Genomic DNA, 24088 nt, shown 5'->3' on the forward strand with positions numbered 1-24088 from the left:
CTTGAAGCTGACCACTTCTGTCACAACCTCATTTTAACTATACTTTGAATTGTCTTTATTGTTAGCTATAGCCTTTTTCCTACATATGAATCGGCAGCCCTAACCCAACTTCACAAGCATCCATCACCATTTCTGATAAGGTTGGATGCCCATGGATCGTCAGTGAAATATCTTCCAATGTCAGATAAGATTCAATCGCCAAAGTGATCTCAGCCACTAGATCACTTGCATTGACTCCGACGATTTGGGCACCTAAAACTAGTTCCGTCTCCGCTTCAAAAACTAACCGGACAAATCCTTCCGTCGCATTCAACGACAGTGCACGCCCGTTTGCCTGCATCGGAAAATTCGCCGTCTTGGCTTTGATCCCTTCCGCTTTTGCTTCCGCCAATGTATAACCGACTGTCGCTACTTCCGGATCAGTGAAGCAGATCGCTGGAATCGCGCGATAATCCTTCGCCACATTTTTCCCGCCAATCACTTCAGCCGCAACTTTCGCCTCATAACTTGCTTTATGGGCAAGCGCTAACCCTTCGACAATATCGCCGATAGCAAAAATGCTTTTCTGAGAAGTCCGATATTGTTCATCAACCTTGACCAAATTTCTTTCGCTTAATTGAACCCCGGCTTTTTCCAAGCTTAAGTTTTCAGTATTCGGTCTCCGGCCAACCGTCACCATTACGTAATCCCCTTCAATCGTCTGGGTCTTGCCTTTTACTTCAAACTCCACAGCAACCCCAGCAGCCGTTTCTGTCGCTTTTTTGGCTTTAGCATTCGTATAGATTTCTACGCCGTTTTGTTTGAACTTTTTCGCAACCAGCTGTTGAATGTCGCTTTCAAAATTCGGAACGATATTTTCCGCACCCTCAATGATCGTTACCTCTGAACCAAGATTGCGGTACGCACCGCCAAGCTCCGAACCAACGATCCCGCCGCCAATAATGATCAGCTTCTTCGGAATCTCCTTTAAGTTCAAGCCGCCAGTAGAATCTAATACACGTCCGCCAAAGGCAAAACCAGGAATTTCGATTGGACGACTGCCCGTTGCAACGATTGCGTGCTTGAATTCTACTTTTTCTTCGCCGTTTTTCGTTGCGATCGTCAGACTTTTCGGCCCTGTAAATTTAGCCCGGCCCATAATAACTTCTGCGCCATTCTTCTTCAAAAGCATGCCTACACCTGAAGTCAGTGTTTTAACGACTTGCTGATCTTTCCATTGCTGAGTCTTTGTAAAATCAAGCTGCGCTTCCTTGACACTCAGTCCAAGAAAATCAGAGTGCTGCGCTTCTTGATAGCGATGACCAGCAGTGATCAAAGCTTTCGAGGGAATACACCCAACATTCAAGCACACCCCGCCAATATGTTCAGCTTCTACCACGGTCACTTTTTGTCCTAATTGTGCTGCCCGAATCGCTGCTACATAACCGCCAGGTCCAGCACCAATTACGACAGTATCTGTCTTTTTCGTCATGTTCAGCCTCCTCTACAGCAACAAGCTCATTGGATTTTCCAACAGTTCAACGATCATACTTAAGAATGCTGCAGCCGGTGCGCCGTCAGCAACTCGATGATCAAAGGATAGACATAGATTTAATGCTGTGATCGTTGCGACCTGTAGCCCTTCTGGCGTATCTTCGACCACTAATTTATCATAGCTTCCGCCAACTCCTAGGATCGCGACTTCCGGCAAATTGATGATCGGATTGAACGTTTGAACCTTACTGCGCCCCAACGAGCTGATAGTAAAGGTTCCCCCACTCATTTCCGCCGGCATCAATTGACCCTCCCGTGCTTTTTTCGTCACAGTTTTCACTGCTTTCGTCAAATCACTTAATCCTTTTTGATCCGCTTGTTCTACAACCGGAACCACTAGACCATCAGCGACCGCGACCGCAACGCCAAGATTGATATGATTAAATTGTTTGATTCCCTCAGCATAAGCATGTGCATTGAATTCCGGATAAGCCTTTAACGCAACCATCGCTGCCTTCGAAATAATTTCTAAGAAAGATAACCGTTCGTCTGTACGTTCCTCCACCATCGGTAATAACTGTTTCCGCAACTCGATAACTTTAGTCAAATCAACTTCGGCATTCATTGTGACATGCGGGATCGTCTGCTTGCTCTCCGACATCTTATCTGCAATTGCTTTACGCATACCGCTCCAAGGAATCAGTTCGCCTTCATCGGCTTTTGCCGCTGGTTTTGATACCGTTGGTGCTTGATATTCCTTCACATCCAATGCTTGCACTCGGCCTTTCGGACCTGAGCCCTGAACCTTTTGTAAATCGATCCCTTTTTCCCGCGCGATTCGTCGGGCTGCAGGCGTTGCTCGAACTTTTGTTGTCGCAACGATTGTTTCTTCGACGGGTTCAACTACTGCTGGTGTTTCTTCAGCCTTTGTTTCTTCCGACGCTTCTATTTCAGCCCCAGGCATCTCCGCAGGAACGTCTTCCCCAGCCTCGCCAATGTAGGCAATCACTGAATTCACTGGTGCACTGTCACCGTCGCCGATATATTTTTTAAGTAAAATTCCTTCATCATAGGCTTCCACTTCGATCGCGATTTTATCGGTCATCACTTCAAAAATTGCTTCCCCAATCTCTACGGAATCGCCTTCATTTTTCAGCCACGTCGTGATCGTTCCAACATCCATCGTGGAACTTAACTTCGGCATCAATACTTCATTCGCCATTTTTATTTCCCCCTTATGCCATCAATCCACGACAAGCTTCAACAATATCCTCCACTTGAGGAACTGCTTTCTTCTCAAGCTCTGGATGATAAGGCATCGGGATCTCCTTGCCAGCTAGACGAATGATCGGTGCATCTAAGAAATCAAAACATTCTTCTTCTGCGATCACACTAGCTAGTTCCGCGCTGAATCCGCTGCGCTTCACTGCCTCTGTTACAACGACCGCTTTACCAGTTTTTACAACTGAATCAATGATCGTCTGCTTATCTAACGGTACCAAAGTACGCGGGTCGACGACTTCGATCTGAATACCTTCCTCCGCTAAAATGTCCGCGGCTTCCAATGATTTGTGAACCATGATTCCTGTCGCGACGACTGAAATATCCGACCCTTCTCGTTTGATATCCGCCACACCGATTGGAATCGTATATTTTCCTTCTGGCACATCCGAACTCGTCCGATAGCAAAGCTTATGTTCATAAAACATAACTGGGTTATTATCTTCGATTGCTGCATGCAGCAATCCTTTTGCATCATAAGCCGTCGCTGGTTGAATGACCTTCAGACCAGGAACGTGTGCAGTCCAGTTTTCCAAGCTTTGCGAGTGCTGTGCTGCCGCTCCTGTTCCGGAGCCGCCAGGAGTTCGCATAACCAATGGAATCTTCGCTTTTCCGCCGTACATATAACGAATTTTAGCCGCTTGGTTAACAATTTGATCTAATGCGATCGTAATGAAATCTGAAAATTGAATTTCAAAAATCGGACGCATTCCTGTCATTGCTGAACCGACAGCCGCTCCTGCAATCACTGATTCAGAGATTGGCGTAGAACGAACCCGTTCTTCACCAAATTCTTCTACCATGCCGCGACTAACACCGAAAGCGCCACCATAAACACCGATGTCTTCGCCTAACATGAAAATATCTTCATCTTCTCGCATCGCTTCGGACATTGCTTCTCTGACCGCTTCCGCGTACGTGATTTCTCTCATTTTTTTGCTCCTCCTATTTCGTATTAAAGTATTTATTTTTCTAAACGAAAAATAAGTATGGTTCTCACCACGCTTACCATTCCTCTTATGTGCTAAAGCCCATAGAGGAACTGGCATCCTATTTCGTATTAAAGTATTTATTTTTCTAAGCGAAAAATAAGTTTGGTTCTCACCACGCTTACCATTCCTCTAATCTGAATAAACGTCTTCGTACATGCTTTCTAGCGCTGGCATTGGGCTTTCTTCCGCGAAGGTCACTGCATCCTCAATCGCTTGCTTAGCCGCTAATCTGATTTCTTCCGCTTCTTCTTCCGTGAAGAGTCCTGCTGCTACAAATTTTTCGCGAGCCAATTTGATTGGATCGTGGTTCTTGCGCCAGTCTTCTTCCTCTTCCTTCGTGCGGTATTTCTTCGCATCCGATTTTGAATGGCCCTTCCAGCGATAAGTCATCGCCTCGATCAATGTCGGTCCTTCACCGCGCCGTGCTTTTTCTACTGCATCGTACGTCGTATTGATCACTTCAATAATGTCGTTTCCTTCGATGGTGATACCTTCGATGCCATAAGCTTTTGCCCGTTCAGATAAGCGATCCACATTCATCATCGTTTTAAATGGCCCGCTCATTCCATATTGATTATTTTCAATAAAGAAGACCACTGGTAAATCCCAGATAGAAGCCAAATTTAATGACTCATGGAAACTTCCCTCATTTGTCGAACCATCCCCTGCATAGGCCAATGCTACCGTGTCATTTTTCTTTAATTTTGAGGTTAATGCCGCTCCCGTAGCAATCGGGAAGCCGCCGCCAACGATACCATTTGCGCCAAGATTGCCTGTATCAAGATCGGCAATGTGCATTGAACCGCCCTTACCGTTATTCGTACCCGTTGTACGACCAAATAGTTCCGCCATCATTTCATTGATATTGGTCCCTTTAGCGATCGTCTGTCCGTGTCCGCGGTGAGTGGCAGTAATCCAGTCCGTTTTCCGTAAGACTGCACCGCTGCCTGCCGCTGTAGATTCTTGACCAACAGCCAAGTGCGTCGTACCGTGAATCAAACCTTTTGCAAATAACTGATCCACTTTCTCATCAAAGAAACGAATTTCCCACATTCTGCGATAAAGCTCTACCAAGTTTTCATCCGTCAAACCTGCTCGATTCGGAATCGAGATGTTTTTCGTTGCTGCCATCATTTATGCGCCTCCATTTTTATTTATCTTCATCTAATAATGTCTTTGCTGTTTCTTCATCGGTAATCAAAACGTTGACTAACTTTCCTTTTAGTGCTGCTCGGATTCCGCTGACTTTTTCTTTACCCCCAGAGATTCCGATACGCTTTGGAATCTGCTTTAACTCCGATAGACCGATTGCTAAGACTCGATCATTCCACGTACAATCTGTTAATTTGCCCTCCTCGTCAATAAAGTTGTAACAAATGTCTCCCGACACATTGCCGGCAGACAATTCCTTTCTCAGTGGTACCTCTTCATTCGGCAGATAAGCTTTAGTCATCGTGGAATACGCGGGCAACCCGCCGATCCCTACTAATGCGATATCCGCCTTTTTTCCTTTATCGAAAACGTTCTTGATAAAAGACTGTGCCATAAAGACTTTTTTAGCTTCAGCGGAATCTACCGTAATCGGTGCATGCAATTCTAGTACAGAACCGCCGCTTTTGCGGGCGAAAATCTCACAAACCACATTGGCTTGCAGCGCCGTATGCTCTTGCCCTAAGCCGCCAACCAAAGGGATAAAACGAACATTTTCCATTTGATTTTTTGGTAAAAAATTTTGTGCTGCCTCATGGACGACCATTCCTGCCGAAACGCCAACGGTTTCATTCCCCTTTAAAATTCGCGACAAATATTTTCCAGCTGCGATGCCGATGCGTTTATTCAACATTTCAGCTGCCGCTGGTGCTATGCAAATCACCTCTGTCAATCCAAATTTCTCAACCAATTTTTCTTCCAATAGACGATAGGGATGAACAAGATCATCATGAATAATAATTTCTACTAATCCTAAGGAACGTGCCTTCGCTAAATACTTAGAAACGAGTGAGCGGCTGATATTGAATTTTTTAGCAACTTCCGATTGTTTGGCGCCTTCTTCGTAATACATTGAAGCAATCTCCGTCAGTAATCGTGCATCGTCGGAATAACTCATTTTTTTATTCCCTCCTACGGCGAATCTTTCTTAGTTGAGTCCAGCTATTATCATATGTTCTTATATTTACCATATGTTACACTGTCATCATAAAAGCCCTCGCTCCAAGTGTCAACGCTTTCATCAAATGATTTCATTCACAAGACCATCTTTATAAAATGTTCCAACGACGCCATTTTCGGAACAAATGTTACGATGCTTCACAAATTCTTTTACCTCCTTCGCTTATCAAAGAACAGATAAAAAAATTCATAGTGAAAACCATAAATTATTGGGAGCTCATAAACAGACCAATAAGGAGGATTTTCACTATGACTTTTCTGATTTCTTTGGAACATATGATAAAAGCCGGTTCACATCTAAATTTCAAACCTGAAATCATCGATTTATCAAACAGCGAAACAATTGGCTATTTTGAGAAGGATGCTTTTAAAGATTCCGGTTCCTCCTTATCTCTCATCCTCATCATAATAAATTCCTATCCTTGTTTAAAGACATCCTTTTTTCATCATTAATCATGAAAGAACGACTTCAACAGAACGCTTGAGCCGCTTCCCTCAATTGAAGCTGTTCACGTCTTTTACATTTTCTCTAGTAATTGTTCACAGCAGGTATCCATATTAAATTTCGTAATGAACGGTGTCCCATCAATAATGGGAATATCTGTTGTAAACTGAGGCTGCCCAATGGCTACAATCGCGGAAATATCTTCCGCAACCTCCGTCACATCGTAGATGCTTTTACCTGAAACTTCGACCTCGGCCCCTTTGCTCTCCATAAACTCTGCAATATAGTTCACTGCAAAATTCCGTTTATTGTCTGACGTCCCCGTAACGACTAAAATTTTTTTCATACGCTCTCCTTTAATAAGTTCGTCCGCCGTCTGCCAACATAATCTGTCCATGAATATAAGAACTCTCCGGACTTGCTAAAAATAATGCTAGATTCGCGATATCCTCTGGCTGTCCAATTCTACGCAATGGAATCTTTTTCAGCAATTCCTCTCGACTTGCCTCGTCAGGATAAAGAGTATCTAGTATGTCGGTCTGGATCACCCTCGGAGCAATCGCATTGACATTGATCCCCCGCGGTCCAAACTCTTTCGAAGCCGCCCGCATCAATCCGTGCTGCCCTGCTTTTGATGAAGCATAATGCATCCCGCCGCCAGTTCCCGTAATTGCGGAACCAGAGGTAATAAAAATTACCTTTCCTGCGTGCTCTTCAAAATGATCGCAGAAGGCCTTTAATGTATAGAATGAACCGTCCAGATTAATCCGCAGGACACGTTGCCATTCTTCAATCGAAATTTCGTCAATCGAATGCAGATAACTGATTCCCGCATTGATCACCAAAATATCCACTCGATGAAACTGTTCCAACACTTGATCACTTGCCCGCTTCAATGACTCTGGATCAGAAACATCCGTTTGAATGAAGACGGACTCCGAGAAAGCGTCAGAAAGCTCCGCCGCCGTTTGTATGCCACTCTTTTGATCAAAATCCAAAATCACTGTATACGCACCAGCCTCCGCAAATTTTCGTGCAATCGCTTTGCCGATTCCTTTAGCCGCTCCAGTGACTACCGCAACTTTTCCTTTCATGGATCTGCTCCTATTCATATTTATTTACCTAAAAATGTGAGGAATCGTCATTCGTATACGATTCCTCTCACCTGTTAAAACAGAAAATAGAATTCAAATCGATTAACTCAAAATATCAACAATTTTTTGTACATCGGCCTCAATTCCAATTCCGGTCAGAAATGATAATGCACGGATCACCGGAATATCCTCGCTTTCATAAGCTGTTGTCGTTACTACTAAATCGGCGCCATGGATTTTCGATGGCAATTCTGCAACTTTACATTGCTCAACAGTTGCTGGAATATTGTTTTTCTCCAACTCTTCTTTCACTCGCATACAAACAACCGTCGAAGTCGCTACACCCGTTCCGCAAGCAATTAAAATATGTTTTTTATTCATTCATCTCAGCTCCTTTGGTGGTTTTATCTGAATCATTTTTACCAATAGGCAACCCATATTGTTTTTTAATGTCATTGCGTGTCCAGAACCATAACGCGCCATACATTACTAAAGCAATGGCCCCTGCCATAAAGGCTGGCAAATTCGATGGATCGATCAATTTCAGCATAATCCATAAGGTGATATGAGAGCTCATATCGATCCCCGAAATCATAGTGGCTCCTTCTGGAAAGGCAAATCCTACCGCATGGGCCATCGTAGTTGTCAACGCGCCTAAGTTCGTTGCAATGAAGAAAACAATACAAACCGACACGATCGAGTTCAGAAGTCCTCTAAAAATATTCCCTTTTGAAGCTGCGACTGACCAAATAACTGTAAATGGCAATACCGCCAAATCGGCAAATGGCAACAGACGGTTAAATGGCAGAATAGCTGCCAACAGAATCGTAATGGGTACCATCAACAACGCTACCGTAATAATCGCTGGATGCGCCGTCACGACAGCTGCATCTAATCCGATATATACTTCTTTTCCTGGGAACCGTTTTTGAATGAAAGCTTTCGCTCCCTCAGCAATCGGTGATAGACCTTCCATAAGTAAGGCCACCATTCTTGGCATCAAGATCATAACAGCTGATGTTTGAACTCCTAATTGAATAATCGCTTGCGATTCGTATCCCGCCAACAAGCCCATGCCAACTCCTAATACCAGTCCAATCATCATGGGTTCTCCGAAAATTCCTAAGCGCTCTTTTAAATTTTTAGCATTGATGTCAATTTTGTTGATGCCTGGAATTTTGTCCCAAATCCGATTTAAGGCATAGGTCAGCGGAGCAAAGTTTACCGTCTCACCATGCGGCAGCGAGATTCCCGGCAGACCAAAGAAATGCTCTACTGCTGGTGCCGTCCAATCCGCTAGTTTGAAAATGACAAACGTATTAATCAAAGAACAAATAATCGCGATCCAAATCGAGTTTGTTGCATAATAGATCATTGCTCCTGGGAAAATCAGATGCCAATAATTCCATAAATCCACATCCATTGTTTTCGTTAGGTTAAATCGCAGCAAAATCATATTAAAAATGAAAATGACTGGAATCAAGATAACTGCGATCGGTGTTGCAAAAGTAATTGCCGCTCCGATTGGCCACCCAACGTCCAAAATATCTAATTGCAAACCTAAACGTTCAATCATCGCTTGCGATGATGCTCCGATAGAATCCGAAAGCAAGCCGATAACTAGATTCAACCCAGTAAAACCAATCCCAACAGTCAACCCAGCCCGAAAAGATTTACTTAATTTTTGCCCTAAAACTAGACCAAAAACAGTTAAAATGATCGGTAACATCGCCGCTGCACCAAGATCCAAGATATAATTAACTCCCGCTTTAAGCATATCTAACATAGTTTTCTCTCCTTTTTCCTTTGTATGAATGAATTTTCTAAAAAGCAGAAAATTCTCTTAGGTTCAAGCCGTATACCATTCCTCTATACATCCCTAACTTTTTATTCCCTTTACTCTCCATCTGTGTGGTTCTAAACTCTTCTTCTGGGAAAAGAGGAACTGCCATCCTTTTTCCTTTGTATGAATGAATTTTCTAAAAAGCAGAAAATTCTCTTGTGTTCAAGCCGTATCCCCTTTTACTAACCTGCTAAAGCAAGAAGTAAGACTGGCAGCTTATCTATTGGATCGTGTTTAGTAACCGTTCCACCTCGACAACCTTCTTTTTTGATTTCAGCAACTGTAAATTTTTTTCATCCTGACACAACAACATCAATTTTTGCAGCATTACCAATTGATCTTCCGGCTGCTTAATCGCCAACATAAAAATAAGTTCTACATCAAGGAAAACATCCTTACTGGCCATCATTTCAAATGTAATCGGCTGCTCTAACACCCCCACTAAAAAACCTTCTTTTTTTACATGGATCGAATCTGTATGCGGGATCGCCACATTAATTCCCTGAGTCGGCAATCCAGTTGGAAAGACCCGTTCCCGTTCAATCACGGCATTCGTGTAGCTTTCGTGAACAAAACCCGCGTCAATTAAAACCTCGCTCATTCTAGTAAGCAGTGCCTCTTGCTCATTTTCATCGAAGGCATAATACAGAAATTTTTGATTTTCATTATTCAGTAGTTTATTCATAAGGAAACCCCATCACTTTATCTTCTAATTTTCTTAACTGAACCATTACCTCTTGTTCGGAACGACACTGATCCATTATTTCTAAAAAATTCTCCGTTGCTAAGATTTCAGTAAAATAATAAAGACAGGTTCCGATTGAAACACCTTCCGGCAAAGAGAAAGCGATTACAAATTTTACCGGATCATTTTTTTTATGATTGAAATTTATCGGCTGGGCTAACCGAACAAAACTCGCACCGATTTTCTTTGCGCCGTGAGAGAATTCCGCATGAGGAATAGCTACTCCGGGTGAAATAACGATATACGAATCATTTTCGACAACTAATTGAATCATCCCTTGAATGTAATCAGCTGTAATTAAATCATCTGCCATTAATAAATGCCCTGCCGCTTCAATCGCTGATTGCCAATTTTCACATTGCTGATCCAATTGGATTCGTTCAATGGTCAAGATCGAGGTCAGACGACTAACCTCTTGTGTCTCCGCTGTTAATCGCTCATTCAGACGATTAAACGATTCAATATCACTTAAAAAATTTTGATATTCGCCTACATCAATATATTTCTGAATAATCGGCAAAAAATTTTCAATCATCGATTCCTCTTTGGTGATCAAGTATTCTTGGTCAATGAAGTGACGCGGCTTGATTTTGTACAAGGCCTTTTGAATTCGGACAATATCTTGCTCGGTTAAAATCGGATTCACTAGAACAACAGGTGATTGATCAAACTTTAAAGGAACGGTGCTGACAATCAAATCCTGATCATCTGGTCGAACCTTTTGCAGCGCATGAGAGGAGTCCACGGAAATCACTGATATCTGAGGAAAAGCCGATAGTAATTTCACTTTGATCAATTGGGCCGTTCCACTGCCAGAATTACAAACAATTCGTAAACGTATCTGTCCTTTCGAATGAGTATTGCTTCGGTTCTCTAAAATAGCCATCGCATACATGACGATAAAGGATAGCTCATTGGGTTGAACTTCAATCTCCAGATAATTTTCAATCTTCCGCAAATTCCCTTTCACCATGTCAAACATTTCTGGATACGACTGATAAATTTCATCAAATAGAACATTCACAACACTATCATTTAAAGAAAGTCGATAAATCAACAACTTTAAATGATTTTCTAGCAGGTCAAATAGATCACTGTTCAAGTAATATTTGATATCCATTTCCTTCGCCAAATTAAAGATAAATTCATTAATCAAGATTTGGATCTCAATGGAATCGATTTTGCGTCCATTATTTTTGATGTAGCTTTTCCTGCGTAAGATTGAGATCAGGTAGCCCAACTCCCCTTCTGCAGCCTCAATCGAATACGCTTCTTCTATTTTTTTGAGGATCGCCTTGGCAAAACTCGATTTAGAACTATCCAGCATTTCATTCAAGCTTTCAGAGGATTCAATATAGTGGCTAAACTTGATTCGCTCGATCAAAATGATCAAATAGCAGATCATTTCCTGATAAGAAAAATCAGACAGTTGCAAGTTTTCTTCCTTTTCCGCCTCCATCAACAATTGACTGACCGTTTGATAACGATTGTCTGAATCAATAATGTCCAACAAGAGATTTTGAAAGATGTTGTTCTCCCATCCCAAAGCGTAATCATATCCATAATCAAACAATCCATTGAAAATAATTAGTTTGGTCATTGCTTTTCGAATCTTAATTTCATCGCCAGCAACTTTGTACCCTTTTCCAATATGCGACAGTAAAATCAAATCGTTCTTAGCAAACCACTTTTTTAGTGCCTCTATATCACTAACTAACGTATTGCGGCTAACTAAGAGGTATTCAGAGAGATAGTAAGTTGTCACATAATCATGACTAGTAATCAGAAGTAGCGCTAAGATGGTACGGCGTTCGTCGAGTGTTAAATGATAGTGTTGAAAAGATGCGTAGGTTTTGAATAACTCCTTTAGATCCACCTCCTCTGGTATTTGCAAATACCCTTCTTCTAAATAAATTCCTTTATTCTCATCGCTGCTTTCCAATTGAAAGTTAATTTCTTTGACGTCATTGCGAATCGTTTGTTCGGAAACTTTAAACAATTTTGCATAATTGGCCAATGAATCTTCTTTTTCATGCAAAATATCCAATAAAATTTTATTGATCCTTCTGTTCATCACTATCACCTCTACACATTTAATTGTATCTCCCCTCTATTATTTCACAAGACCAATCCTTTTTGTTCATTTCTCAAAAGAATTGTGATAGATGCCGAATAAGTTTCTATGCTACGCTTGGCATACTATAAAAGGTTCATTTTTAATAACAAAATTACATACATAAAAGAAGAAGGAGGACATTGAATTGAAAGCATTAAGAAAAATAGCTAGTGGTTTTGGTAATATGGAATTATGCGATTTAGACACACCTTCACCTAAAAATGATGAAGTATTAATTAAAGTAGTCTTTAGTGGGATTTGTGGTTCAGACATTCATGCATTAAAAGGAGAATATAACAAAAAAATACCACTTACACTTGGTCATGAATTCATTGGTATAGTTCATAAAAAGGGGGATAAAGTAACATCACTGACCACCGGTGATCGGGTGGTTAGTGAGACTACCTATGAAGTTTGTGAAAAATGCGTCCACTGTTTATCGCAGGAATTTAATTTATGCAGCCATAGAAAAGGTCTTGGCACACAAGTAGATGGCAGCTTCGCGACATTTGTTTTGGCTAAAGCGGAGCGCTGCCATAAACTTCCCGACAGCATTTCAAATGAGGTGGCTGCTTTAATCGAACCACTTGCTTGCTGCATCCATGCAGTTATGGAAAAAACCAATATACAGCCCCATGAAAAAATCGCAGTATTCGGTCCTGGTCCAATAGGTGTATTGCTGGCACTAGTTGCAAAATCACTACAGGCAGATGTCACACTTATCGGCATCACCAAAGATGCTCATCGTTTGGCTAAAGCAAGAGAGCTAGGACTCTCTCACGTTATCGATAGTCAAACGATTGATTGGCCGACTGTTCTTAAGGAATCAACGAATCACTTAGGCTTCGATCAAGTGTTTGAATGCTCAGGCAGCCCGCAAGCTTTGCAGCAAGCACTAGAAATCGTTAAAAAGAAAGGGATGGTCATTCAGGAAGGTTTATTCGCAAAAAATCCAGTCCCTGTTGATATGAGTTTGCTTCTAAATAAAGAGATTCAGCTCATCGGTTCACGGACACAAAAAACAAGTTCTTGGCATAAAACAATCGAATGGCTCCAAACAGCCAATGTTGATTTAACTCCAGTCGTTACAAAAATTCTTCCGCTAACTCAGTGGGAGGAAGCCTTCCGTTTAGCGATGAATGGCGACGAATTGAAGGTATTATTAAAACCCGAATAGATAGAGCTTTCTCTCTGAACACAAAAATGCCTGTCTGCCAAAAACGGCAGACATGCATTGAGAGCTTACATTATCATAAGTTATCGCTAGTTAATGATTGACCTGACCATAATCTTTAAATACTTCAACAGCAGTTTGAATCTGCTCCCCGTTTAGTTTAGCGATATCTCCTCCGTAAGAATGAGCTACATATAATGTCTTAGCAGCTTCCTCCAAGTATACGGCAGCGTATAGTGCTTCCTTCAGGTTTTTACCTACAGTTACGACCCCATGATTTTTTAGCACTACGGCTAATTGCTCTCCGATGTGATCAACCACTGCGTAACCCATATCAATACTGGCAGCCGAACTATACGGAGCCACATTGACCGGACCTTTGGCTGTATTCGCAAGTGTTGTAACATCACAATCGATCTGATCAACCACTAAGCCAATCCCAGTAGCATAGGGTTGATGTGTATGAATGACCGCATTAACAGCAGGCATCTGCTGGAAAATGTAACGAATAGCGATCGTATCAACACTCGGACGACGCACGCCTTCAATTACTTTTCCTTCAATAGTCATCACTAAAACATCTTCAGGAACCATCTCTTCATACATCATTCCGCTGGGGGTAACTAGTAAGGTTTCCTGATCCACCCGTACACTCACATTTCCACCTGACAAAGAGATCAGTCCATAACGATCCAATTTTATTCCCGCAGCGATTATTTCTGCTTTTTCTTTTTCTAACATCAGCTAGCCTCTTTTTTCTTCTTGGCAAGAGCATTATACTCCGTATTCACTCTTCTAGCGCGAGCTTTCAATGACTCCGGATGTTTTTCATACTCCATATCCAGTAATAATCGGAACAACTCTTGACCATCATTATAATTTTTCGTATTCAACCAATAGCGCCCTTTAAGTACTCCGCCGCCATCCATTCGCAGAAACATTTTTCCTGCCGTTGGAAACTCGCGAATCTTAAAACTTTTCAGCTGAGCTAAATTGTAAGCATCTCTTCGGTTAAATGAACGCAAAGTCAGCATGTCTCCATCAACATTTATTTCTCTTGGCGTAACTTTTGCCACCAGCGCGTTCCAAAAGCTGTAAAAAGCAACAATCCCAACTAAGAACATCAACGCCGGTATGTGATTGGTGATGATTGCGCCAAGCGCGATGAGGAAAACAATCAACGAGACTACTCCTGTAACAGGGACATCGATAAAGTACAATGTTTTATCATACTCAAACCGTTTCATTTGTTCTTCCCCCTTTTCATACGAAAGAATTAAGCAGCTTCTCCTCCATCATGGAGCTGCGAAGCTTCTTTTTTGATCCGATTCCGGTTCCAGATAGCCATCGCCAAAGCAACAACTGCTCCAATTCCCGTACCAATATAACCGAGACCATTTAAGCGAACAAGCGCCCAAGTCAATGGATTCGCACCATCACAAATAGATGAAATCTGCGACGCGCCTTCCGGCATTTGGAAATTCACATTGTTTGCAGCAGTCGTGATCATCGGTGCTAAATCTGTAGCGATCCATAGACCAAAAACTAAAACAATCAGCCCTACAATCAACCCTCTAAAGCCGTTCTCTTTTACGATAGGGGTGATCAAAACGAACATCCATGGAATAACAGCCAAATCAGCAAACGGCATTACTGTATTTCCTGGTAAGACAACCGCCAAGAAAATCAACAATGGTACTAAAATGAATGAGATCGCTAATGTTACCGGATGTCCCACACCGACCGCAGAATCTAAACCAATATAGATTTTCCCACGATTTTGGAATCTTCCTTGGATAAAATCACTAGCGGCATCACTAATCGGAATCAGACCTTCCATCAACAAGGCAGCCATTTTAGGAATCAAGACCAGAACCGCTCCTAATGAAACCCCTAGTGTCAATACTTGCGTCACATCATAGCCTGCAATGATCCCGATAATTATCCCTAGGAAGGTCCCTACTAAGATTGGTTCGCCAAATACACCAAATCTTCTTTGAACGGTATCCATGTTGATATCGATATTTCTTACCCCTGGAATCATATCGATCAATTTATTGATCACCATCGCAATTGGAGCATAGGCTGTTGTAAAACCGTGAGGGAGTGAAACCCCCGGAAGATCTAGTGATTTTTCTACCTCTGGAGCGGTAACGTCCCCCAGAACCATAATGATGACCATATTGACAACGGCCGCAAAAATCCCTAACCACAAAGTATCCGTGATAATGGCTACTAAAGCACCAGTAAAGGCGAAATGCCAGTAATCCCAGATATCTACATCAACCGTTTGCGTGGTATTTGTCAGCAGCATCACGATGTTTACCAATAAGCCTAACGGGATGATGATTAGTCCAACCGTTGAACCCATTGCGATCGCCGCAGATGCCGGCCATCCCACATCGATCGTTGACAAGCTCAACCCGTAACGATCAACCATCGCCTGTACAGCTGGCGAAAGACTAGTCCCTAATAACGAATTGATGACCAAGTTCAAACCAATGAAACCTACCCCTACTGTCAAACCTGCTCGAAGACTCTTACCCACACCTGTTCTAAAGGCACAACCAATAATAAAGATCACGATTGGCATTACTACGGATACACCCAAGCCCTGAATAAATTGAAACACTTTGATAATAGCATCCATGATTATTCCCCCTCTTTACTCGTACTCTTAAACACCGATTACATTTCCATCAATTCAATAATTCTATCGATTGTCGGTTGTGTATTGACCCCTGTCAAAAAGCACACGCCCGAAACAGACTCACAGTCCAAATCTTTAGGTATCACAGTTGTAGAAATTAAAAAATCATAATTCGAAGCCTTATTAGGAGCCTCTGAAATTTTACATTGAGTGATTTTATACTTTCCTTTATACCCGTTTTCATCCAAAATTTTTGAAATTTTTCCGTTTACTGCTGTTGATGTTGCAATTCCTGAACCACAAGCTAATAAAATATTTTTCATCTTTTCCACGTCCTCATTTTAAATTCTGTTTCATTTTTTTTACGGCTTCCGTTGCCGTTTTGGCTTGAATAATTGCTAAGACTTTTTCATCTGTTTGAAACATATCGATCAATGCCTGTAAAAATTCTAACTGTTTCTTAGGCTCCTTGATCGCCAGCATGAAAATGATTTTTACCGGAACTAAGACTTCCGGTGAGCCCATCATTTCAAACATCACTGGATTCTTCAGAATACCAATCGCCATCGACTGTTTAAACACATACTCCGAATCCGTATGGGGGATCGCAACCCCGACGTGTTCTAGAGGCAAGCCTGTTGAAAATTCTTTTTCTCGTTCTTGAATTGCTCGACTAAACGCCCCATTCACACACTGATTTTTTTCCAGACGATCGGCTAATACCGCCAATGAAGAAAAATTATCTGCTTCATCTATTTCTAAATCTACCAAATATTCATCTAAGTACATTTCATCCCAAAAGTCAGCCACCTAGATTGCACTCCCTTCCCCCATCACTAATTCCAAAAGTGTCTGTTTATCCGTTACTTGAATCAGCTTTTCAACATTCTCCTCCTTCTCGATAAATTCAAGTAAACCCGTGATCTTACTCTTTGCCGTATCAATGTCTGTATCCGAAATAGCGAAAAATAGAATCACATTAACATTGTTGATCCCCCAATTTATTTTCTTATCCAACGTCATGATTCCAATCGACGTTTGGTTGACCTCGCTAGGATCCGCATGGGGAATCGCAACACTGACAGAAAAACTGGTATCTCCTAATTTTTCTCGAACCCAAACAGATTCGCCAAAATGTTCTTTCGCAATTCCCAGTTCCTGATATTTTTCAATCATAAAATTCAAACACTCTTCCTTGTTCTCCACATGCTGCTGCAGGAAAATAAGATCGGGATTGATCCATTGATGCCGAACTTGAGAATTTTCTTTTGCAGATGCGTTATAACGTTTGTAGTAAGTATGGACGATTCGACTGATCTCCTCGTCCTTGATCATTGGAGAGATGTATACGACATTTCTTGCTTTTAAGGTATTATCTGTAGTCACTACAACATCATGAAAATTCAGTGCCACTTGCTCAAATTCTTTCGTAGTTAATTGAATTACTTTGTCTGTATGAGGAATGATTCGGCGAATTTTTGTATAAATCAAATCACCCGTGATTAAGCCCCGCGAAAGAACCACATAGATATTGCGAAAACTCACCCCATACTTTCGTTCCAAAGAAACTTGGAAATAAATTACCAAGAAAGAAATCTCATCACCAGTGATTTCAATCGAAAAGCGCTGCGCTAAACTGCTCGTGGCATAACACATCATGGAATATAAGAGTAGATATCGGTTTTTTATTTCCTCCATAAAAGGATTTTTGATTAAGATATTGCGACGCAAACGATAAATCATCGGAACAATATGACTCATTAACGAATCATGCAGCTCTTGGTCGCCGGAAAAATCGATGTTCAATAAATTACCTAAATCTGCCGTCAACTCTTCTACAACTTCCTGATAGCAGCCGCTATAACTTTTGGTTGATTTATAATACGGCTTGACGTTCATAGCATATAGCGTTTCAGATAAATGATAAATGTCAGGATACCAAAGCTCGATCGAACTATTCGCTGAAATGAAGGCGCAAATTTCATAGGCTTGAGTATAGAGTGCCAAGTCCTCTAATTCATTCTTCTTTTTTTCTTCGATCGTCATATGGCAGCCCATTTCTGCTCGAGTAAGTAAACATAAAAATGTAAGAAAAATTGCTGAAAAATATTTATTTGAAATATCGCTGTAAAAGATATCCGAAAACTTTTCTAACGTATCCTTGACTAACTGAATCAAGGGCTTCGGAAAGTAATTGCTCAATTGAACCAACAGCTCGTCATTGTTTACAAGCAAGGTATCGGGAAATTTCGTCATCAAAAAGTTCTGATAGGACTGTTGGATATTGGCCTCGTTTCCTTTAAGAACCGCTTTTCCTTTGTTTTGACAAATCTTCACTTCAAAGTGGCGCAGATAGCGTTGCAGATAATCTAAATCTTTTTTAAGCGTCGAATCCGAGATAAAAAAATGCTTTTCCATAGCTTCTAGAAATTCGCCTGCCGGACGCATAAGTAATTGCCGCAGGATCGCTTCTCTCCTGCCTAAGACATCATAAACATCCACATCGTTCTCCAAAGAAATATCTCTGATTTGACTGATATTTCCATCAATTCCAACTAACTTGATTCCATGTCGAGGTACTTTGACGATCTCTATCTCTTTTTTTACTAATTCCTTATTCAAAAAATTAACATCATTCAAAATTGTTCTAGTTGAAACTTCCAATTTATCACTAAAATAATCCGTCGCTCTGTAATCGCTTTCAGAAAGAAGTAATGAAAGTAATTGATTTCGACGCCGCATACTTTTTTCCATTTTCACACCTCCTCGTTTAACATAGTAACTTTCCTCAAGAGAAAAAATTAGTTTGATTCGAATGTTGAACGGACATCCTCACTATCTCTTATATTTATCATAGTGGATTTTCCTCTTTGATAAAAGGCATCCTTTTTTCATCATTAATCATGAAAATGCTAACTAATAGGAATCATTCTTCTTTGAAAATATTTTTGAAACTCTTGCTTGCTGCTAAAAAAAATGCTGATCCTTAAGGACCAGCATTTTCTGCGTAGCTTATTTTTTCCACTCATCGACTTCTTTTTGATGCTCTTTGATCCACTCTTGCGCTGCTTGTGAGGGATCTTTTCCTTCATTAATGGCCAGCATGACGCTTTCCATATCTTTTTGGCTCCAATGGAAATTATCCAAGACCTTGTATGCTTCAGGCTGATCTTCCTTCAGACCTTTGCGCGCCATTGTATGGATGGCCTCTTCCGTTCCCATCGCGCCTTTTGGATCTTCCAAATACTTCAATCCATATTTAGCAAACATCCAGTGCGGTGACCAGCCAGTAATAACGATCGGCTGTTTCTTTTTGAGCGCTTGACCAAGTGCTACGGTCATGGCACCTGAAGATGAAGTTGAGACTTTCCAATCCGCTAAGTTTGGATAAGCCTTCAATGTATTTTCAGCAGCATTGACTACGCCGGCCCCTGGTTCGATTCCGGTGATCGTTTTGTTGGCTTGATCGGTTAAATCTTCTATGGAATTCACATCCATATAATCCGGAACGACGATCCCTACTTTTGCACCCTTTAGATTGACACCTAGATCATTGACTTGATCTTTGTATTGAGCGAATTGCGACTTATGGGTATTTGGCAGCCAAGCCGCAACCATCGCGTCAGATTCCCCTTTTGCGACAGATTCCCACATGATCGCATTATCCAGCGGTGTCATATTGACATTGTAGCCCATTTCTTTTAGAACCTCGCCAATTACATGGGTAGACGCAACTTCCGTATCCCACTCTACGTAGGTCAGGTTGATCGTTCCTTTGTCTTCTTTGGATGAACCTCCGAAACCAAAAGAAGCAAGTAGGACTACAGCAGCAATGACACCTGCCGCGATCCCGATTTTTTTCTTTTTCGTTTTCGGCATTTTTTCAGCCGCTTGTTGTTTTGGCTTATTGATATTCTGAGTAAAGCGGTCAATGATGATCGCTAGAATAACTAATGCCAATCCATTTACAAAACCATTCCCGACTTGAGCACGTTGTAATGCTGACAATACGCCGCGCCCTAGACCAGGTGCTCCGATCATTGACGCGATGACAACCATTGATAAGGCCAACATCGTTGTTTGATTGATCCCGGCCAGGATTGTACTTTTGGCTAAAGGTAATTCCAGCTTAAACAGTTTCTGTTTGCCGGTTCCGCCGAATGAATCGGAAGCTTCCACCAATTCTTTAGGAATTTGACGAATCCCCAAGTTGGTAAAACGTACAGTTGGCGGCAAAGCAAAAATTACCGAGGCGAACACGCCAGGGACCATCCCGATGCCAAAGAAGGCAACAGCTGGAATCAAGTATACGAACCCAGGCATGGTCTGCATAAAGTCTAAAATCGGTGTAATGATTTTTTTTGCTGTTTCATTTTTCGCCATTAAGATTCCCAATGGCACCCCAATAATAATCGATAATAGACTAGATAGAAGCACTAGTGTGACAGTACTCATCAAATCAGTCCACAGTCCTTGATTGTAAATAAATAGTAAGCCGATCAAGGTAAAACTCGTCAACCCCCATTTTTTATTAGAGATAAAAAAGGCGGAGACTGTTAAAACGAGAATCAATAATAATGGCGGAATCATCGTTAATAGATTGGTCATACCATCCATTAAAAATTGTCCTGCATGCTGTAAAGCGGAGAACAATCCTGAAAATGTTCCTGTTAACCAATCGGTAAATCCTTCTACCCAATCTGCTACGGGTAAAGCTTGCTGTAAAATATTAAACATTCATTTCCACCTCTTCTGTCTCTGTATCTGCCAACGCTTCTAACACACTACCGCGAATGACGACGCCGACTAAACGGTCGCCTTCCACTACAGCCAGCGGAGCAGGCGAATCAAAAATCAGATTAAAGATATCGGTAACCAGCATATCTTTAGGAATGCGGCGGACATTTTTATCAATGACATCCTTCAATGTTAAATTGTTTTTACGCGCTTCTAACGCCTTGTCAGCAGTTAAGCTGCCTTTCAATTTACGTTTACGATCCACAGCTAAAAGCATGCTGACTTCTTCTTTACGCATTCGGTTCAGGGCAACACTTGGACCATCAACTTCAATATTCGTAGTTAATGCCGGCACCATGATATTCTGTGCGGTCAAGACTTTCGAACGGTCTACGTCTTCAACGAAGTCCCGTACATATTGGTTCGCAGGGTGTGTCAAGATTTCTTCTCCTGTACCAATCTGCATGATCTGCCCATCTTTCATCAAGGCGATACGATCACCGATCCGCAAAGCTTCATTCAAATCGTGGGTGATGAAGATGATTGTTTTTTGTACATTTGATTGCAGATCTAACAGTTCATCCTGCATCTCGCGGCGAATTAACGGATCTAACGCCGAAAATGCTTCGTCCATTAATAAAATCTCCGGATCATTCGCTAAAGCCCGTGCTAAACCGACCCGCTGCTGCATCCCACCGGATAATTGATTAGGAAATTGATCTTTAAAGGTCAATAAACCTGAATTTTCTAATGCTTGTTCAGCCTTTGCTTGACGCTCTGCCTTCGGAACACCTCGGACTTCAAGACCATATTCTGTATTTTCTAAAATCGTACGATGAGGAAATAGTCCAAAATTTTGAAAAACCATATTGATTTTATGACGACGTACTTCTCGCAGCGCCTCTTTATCCATTTGGGCAATATTCTCTCCATCGATATAGATCTCACCAGACGTTGGATCGATCAAACGATTTAATAAACGAATCATTGTGGATTTTCCGCTGCCGGAAAGCCCCATAATGACGAAAATCTCTCCTTCATTGACTTCAAAACTTGCATCATATACACCAACAGTTGCACCTGTTTGTTCTAAAATATCATTCTTGTCGCGATTCTCTTGAATCATCGCAAGGGCTTGTTGCTGTTTCTTGCCAAAGATTTTAGTCAGATGTTCTACCTTAACTTTACTCAAAAATATATCCTCCTCATAAAAAGTGACCATACAACACTAACACCATGTGGTCACTTTGTCAAAAAAGATGCTGAAAATTTTCAGTAAATAAAAAAGGGAAAGCCGCAGCTTTCCCTTTTTCGAAAATTATTTATCTGGGTAAAACAAATGCTGCATCCGTTGCAGCACTAACTCATCGCCGACAAAAAACAAGGTATCCCCAGCACAAATTTTAGCGTATGGCCCAGGTGACAACAGCAATTCATCTTTTTGCTGAATCGCGATGATGGTTGCGCCCGTCTCATGCCAAATATTCAGGTCATTGACAGTACTTTCTAAGTGAGCTGCTCCCTCGGTTAACGTCAATTCGTATGGAACAAAAGGGGCAACATTATGAACACGTTTTGTTTGAGCTAGTAATTGGTTCAATAGCTGACTCACGTTATCCAACTCTTGCTTTTGTTTCTCAATGCTGCTTTGGATTTCATTTTTGATTTCTTGAACAGATTGCACATCTTGGTATTTCTCAAAATAGGCTTTCGCCTTTTCTCGAGAAAGTACATACGCACCGCTTCCATGACGTACTTCCATGATCTCGAGATCTACTAAGACATTGATTGCTTTTCGAGCCGTCTCAGGCGACACATTGAAATTACTTGCTAACGTCGAGCGTGCATGAATTTTTTCTCCCACTTGATAGCGTTTGTCAGCAATCCGCTCAGCGATTTCTACCGCCACTTGCTGGTAGCGCGGCAGCAAGATTCGCTTTTTGTTTTCCCCTTCCATTTCAATCCCTCTTTTTCTGCAGAATTCTTTTCAAGCATAGCATATTTTTTTTAGAAAAGCTGTAATCATTACGAGTTGGCAAAAATGAATTTGTTAGTGTTTTCCTTTTTAGAATTTATTCATAGAAACATTTTTTCCATAGCTATCCTTCGCATTTCTTTCTAAAAAAAGCTAAGCTGATTCAGATTATTTTTTTAGCTGAACGTATGAATAAACTAGGAGTGATTTTTTGCATTTTGTGATAGGTATTATTGGGTTGATCGGTGTTTTGGCGTTAAGTTTTTTGATCAGCAGTGATCGTAAAAGCATTCGCTATTCACCAATTTTGATCATGCTGATACTGCAAGTTTTATTGGGGTTCATTTTATTGCGAACTACTGTAGGTACGACCATCGTTGGCGGATTAGCTGGTGTTTTTGATGCGTTGTTGCGTTTTGCCGGTTCAGGTGTGGATTTTGTTTTTGGCGGGATCGCCAATAAAGGCAGCTTTCCCTTTTTCCTGAATGTCTTGATGCCGATCGTTTTTATCTCTGCGATCATCGGAATCTTGCGTTACATTAAGATTTTACCTCTTTTCATGAAAGGGGTCGGGCTTGTACTCAGCAAAATCAACGGTATGGGCAAACTGGAATCTTATAACGGTATTGCGTCAGCGATTTTGGGACAATCAGAAGTATTCATCTCCATCAAAAAAGAACTACCTACATTGTCTGAGCAACGTCTGGTTTCCATGAGTATCTCTGCGATGTCCACTGTTTCCATGTCGATCGTCGGCTCTTATATGGCACTGATTCAACCGCGCTATGTGATTACTGCGCTAGTTCTGAATTTATTCGGCGGATTCATCATCGCGTCAATCGTCAATCCCTATCAATTGGAAAATGATGCATTGGTAATCGAAGAGGACAAGGAGCAGACCTTCTTCCAGATGCTGGGGGAATATATCTTAGACGGCTTCCATGTCGCCGTGACTGTCGCTGCAATGCTGATCGGCTTTGTAGCGTTAATCGCGATGATCAATTTCATTTTTGTTAAACTTACTGGTCTGACCTTCCAAGAAATCTTAGGTTACGTATTTGCACCGATAGCTTTTATCACAGGTATCCCATGGAAAGAAGCGGTTGATGCCGGCAGCTTGATGGCGACTAAATTGGTCACCAATGAATTTGTCGCTATGACCGAATTAGCTAAAGGCGGCTGGGACTTCTCTGCTCGAACGACAGCGATCATTTCTGTTTTCTTAGTTTCTTTCGCTAATTTCTCATCCATCGGAATCATCTCTGGCGCCATGAAAGGCTTGAATGAAGAAAAAGGCAATCTCGTTGCCAAACATGGCTTAAAAATTTTGTTAAGCGCAAGCTTAGTCAGCTTTTTAAGCGCAATTATCACTGGGTTAATCTTTTAATGATGAA

22 protein-coding genes are annotated in these 24088 nt (G+C 41.5%); 2 read left to right on the top strand and 20 right to left on the bottom strand.

Going from position 1 to position 24088, the window contains the following annotated elements:
* Window positions 1-79: 79 nt before the first annotated feature.
* The 11 genes from lpdA to IGI38_RS20620 all read right to left on the bottom strand — a co-directional run bounded on the left by lpdA (window position 80) and on the right by IGI38_RS20620 (window position 12116).
* Window positions 80-1471 (bottom strand): dihydrolipoyl dehydrogenase, encoded by a 1392-nt coding sequence (lpdA, locus tag IGI38_RS20570; RefSeq protein WP_438733767.1) that lies wholly within the window; start codon window positions 1469-1471, stop codon window positions 80-82.
* A 12-nt stretch (window positions 1472-1483) separates the two neighbouring features.
* Window positions 1484-2695 carry a dihydrolipoamide acetyltransferase family protein gene (locus IGI38_RS20575; protein WP_438733768.1) on the bottom strand — a complete coding sequence of 404 codons (1212 nt, stop codon included), beginning with the start codon at window positions 2693-2695 and terminating at the stop codon, window positions 1484-1486.
* A 13-nt stretch (window positions 2696-2708) separates the two neighbouring features.
* The gene (locus tag IGI38_RS20580; RefSeq protein WP_438733769.1) at window positions 2709-3686 is read right to left on the bottom strand and encodes an alpha-ketoacid dehydrogenase subunit beta; all 978 of its coding nucleotides are present in this window, start codon (window positions 3684-3686) and stop codon (window positions 2709-2711) included.
* 189 nt (window positions 3687-3875) lie between these two features.
* Window positions 3876-4880 carry a thiamine pyrophosphate-dependent dehydrogenase E1 component subunit alpha gene (locus IGI38_RS20585; RefSeq protein WP_438733770.1) on the bottom strand — a complete coding sequence of 335 codons (1005 nt, stop codon included), beginning with the start codon at window positions 4878-4880 and terminating at the stop codon, window positions 3876-3878.
* Window positions 4881-4896: 16 nt separating this feature from the next.
* Window positions 4897-5853: a sugar-binding transcriptional regulator gene (locus IGI38_RS20590; RefSeq protein ID WP_438733771.1), complete on the bottom strand. Its 957-nt coding sequence runs from the start codon at window positions 5851-5853 to the stop codon at window positions 4897-4899.
* A gap of 580 nt (window positions 5854-6433) precedes the next feature.
* Complete coding sequence (locus IGI38_RS20595; protein WP_438733772.1) at window positions 6434-6706, bottom strand: hypothetical protein; 273 nt, start codon at window positions 6704-6706, stop codon at window positions 6434-6436.
* A 10-nt stretch (window positions 6707-6716) separates the two neighbouring features.
* On the bottom strand, window positions 6717-7454 hold the full coding sequence (locus IGI38_RS20600) for an SDR family NAD(P)-dependent oxidoreductase (protein ID WP_438733774.1): 738 nt from the start codon (window positions 7452-7454) through the stop codon (window positions 6717-6719).
* 102 nt (window positions 7455-7556) lie between these two features.
* On the bottom strand, window positions 7557-7835 hold the full coding sequence (locus IGI38_RS20605) for a PTS sugar transporter subunit IIB (protein ID WP_438733775.1): 279 nt from the start codon (window positions 7833-7835) through the stop codon (window positions 7557-7559).
* Window positions 7828-9240, bottom strand: a complete 1413-nt coding sequence (locus IGI38_RS20610) for a PTS galactitol transporter subunit IIC (protein WP_438733776.1) — start codon at window positions 9238-9240, stop codon at window positions 7828-7830. The genes IGI38_RS20605 and IGI38_RS20610 overlap by 8 nt, the downstream gene beginning before the upstream one ends.
* 277 nt (window positions 9241-9517) lie before the next feature.
* On the bottom strand, window positions 9518-9982 hold the full coding sequence (locus tag IGI38_RS20615) for a PTS sugar transporter subunit IIA (protein WP_438733777.1): 465 nt from the start codon (window positions 9980-9982) through the stop codon (window positions 9518-9520).
* Window positions 9975-12116 carry a BglG family transcription antiterminator gene (locus tag IGI38_RS20620; protein ID WP_438733778.1) on the bottom strand — a complete coding sequence of 714 codons (2142 nt, stop codon included), beginning with the start codon at window positions 12114-12116 and terminating at the stop codon, window positions 9975-9977. Before IGI38_RS20620 ends, IGI38_RS20615 begins: the two co-directional genes overlap by 8 nt.
* 187 nt (window positions 12117-12303) lie before the next feature.
* Between IGI38_RS20620 and IGI38_RS20625 the strand changes: the two genes are divergently transcribed.
* Window positions 12304-13335: a zinc-binding dehydrogenase gene (locus IGI38_RS20625; protein ID WP_438733779.1), complete on the top strand. Its 1032-nt coding sequence runs from the start codon at window positions 12304-12306 to the stop codon at window positions 13333-13335.
* A 90-nt stretch (window positions 13336-13425) separates the two neighbouring features.
* Here the strand turns inward: IGI38_RS20625 and IGI38_RS20630 are convergent, their stop codons facing one another.
* The 9 genes from IGI38_RS20630 to IGI38_RS20670 all read right to left on the bottom strand — a co-directional run bounded on the left by IGI38_RS20630 (window position 13426) and on the right by IGI38_RS20670 (window position 22676).
* Entirely contained in the window at window positions 13426-14073 is a 648-nt protein-coding gene (locus IGI38_RS20630; RefSeq protein WP_438733780.1) for a class II aldolase/adducin family protein, read from the bottom strand.
* A complete protein-coding gene (locus IGI38_RS20635) occupies window positions 14073-14579 on the bottom strand; it encodes a hypothetical protein (protein ID WP_438733781.1) in 507 nt (168 codons plus the stop codon). The genes IGI38_RS20630 and IGI38_RS20635 overlap by 1 nt, the downstream gene beginning before the upstream one ends.
* A 29-nt stretch (window positions 14580-14608) precedes the next feature.
* The gene (locus IGI38_RS20640; RefSeq protein WP_438733783.1) at window positions 14609-15982 is read right to left on the bottom strand and encodes a PTS galactitol transporter subunit IIC; all 1374 of its coding nucleotides are present in this window, start codon (window positions 15980-15982) and stop codon (window positions 14609-14611) included.
* A 38-nt stretch (window positions 15983-16020) separates the two neighbouring features.
* A complete protein-coding gene (locus tag IGI38_RS20645; protein WP_438733784.1) occupies window positions 16021-16305 on the bottom strand; it encodes a PTS sugar transporter subunit IIB in 285 nt (94 codons plus the stop codon).
* 13 nt (window positions 16306-16318) lie between these two features.
* The gene (locus IGI38_RS20650) at window positions 16319-16792 is read right to left on the bottom strand and encodes a PTS sugar transporter subunit IIA (protein WP_438733785.1); all 474 of its coding nucleotides are present in this window, start codon (window positions 16790-16792) and stop codon (window positions 16319-16321) included.
* Window positions 16793-18736, bottom strand: coding sequence for a BglG family transcription antiterminator (locus tag IGI38_RS20655; protein ID WP_438733786.1), 1944 nt, complete (start codon window positions 18734-18736; stop codon window positions 16793-16795). It abuts the gene before it with no gap.
* A gap of 258 nt (window positions 18737-18994) precedes the next feature.
* Complete coding sequence (locus IGI38_RS20660; protein ID WP_438733787.1) at window positions 18995-20719, bottom strand: ABC transporter permease/substrate binding protein; 1725 nt, start codon at window positions 20717-20719, stop codon at window positions 18995-18997.
* Window positions 20712-21911 carry a quaternary amine ABC transporter ATP-binding protein gene (locus IGI38_RS20665; RefSeq protein WP_438733789.1) on the bottom strand — a complete coding sequence of 400 codons (1200 nt, stop codon included), beginning with the start codon at window positions 21909-21911 and terminating at the stop codon, window positions 20712-20714. Before IGI38_RS20665 ends, IGI38_RS20660 begins: the two co-directional genes overlap by 8 nt.
* 126 nt (window positions 21912-22037) lie before the next feature.
* Window positions 22038-22676: a GntR family transcriptional regulator gene (locus IGI38_RS20670; RefSeq protein ID WP_438733790.1), complete on the bottom strand. Its 639-nt coding sequence runs from the start codon at window positions 22674-22676 to the stop codon at window positions 22038-22040.
* A gap of 229 nt (window positions 22677-22905) precedes the next feature.
* On the opposite strand from IGI38_RS20670, the gene IGI38_RS20675 reads away from it, so the two are divergent.
* Window positions 22906-24081 (top strand): NupC/NupG family nucleoside CNT transporter, encoded by a 1176-nt coding sequence (locus tag IGI38_RS20675; RefSeq protein WP_438733791.1) that lies wholly within the window; start codon window positions 22906-22908, stop codon window positions 24079-24081.
* Window positions 24082-24088: the final 7 nt, after the last annotated feature.

It is taken from the genome of Enterococcus sp. AZ128 (assembly GCF_051714485.1).
Classification (GTDB): Bacteria; Bacillota; Bacilli; order Lactobacillales; family Enterococcaceae; genus Enterococcus_A.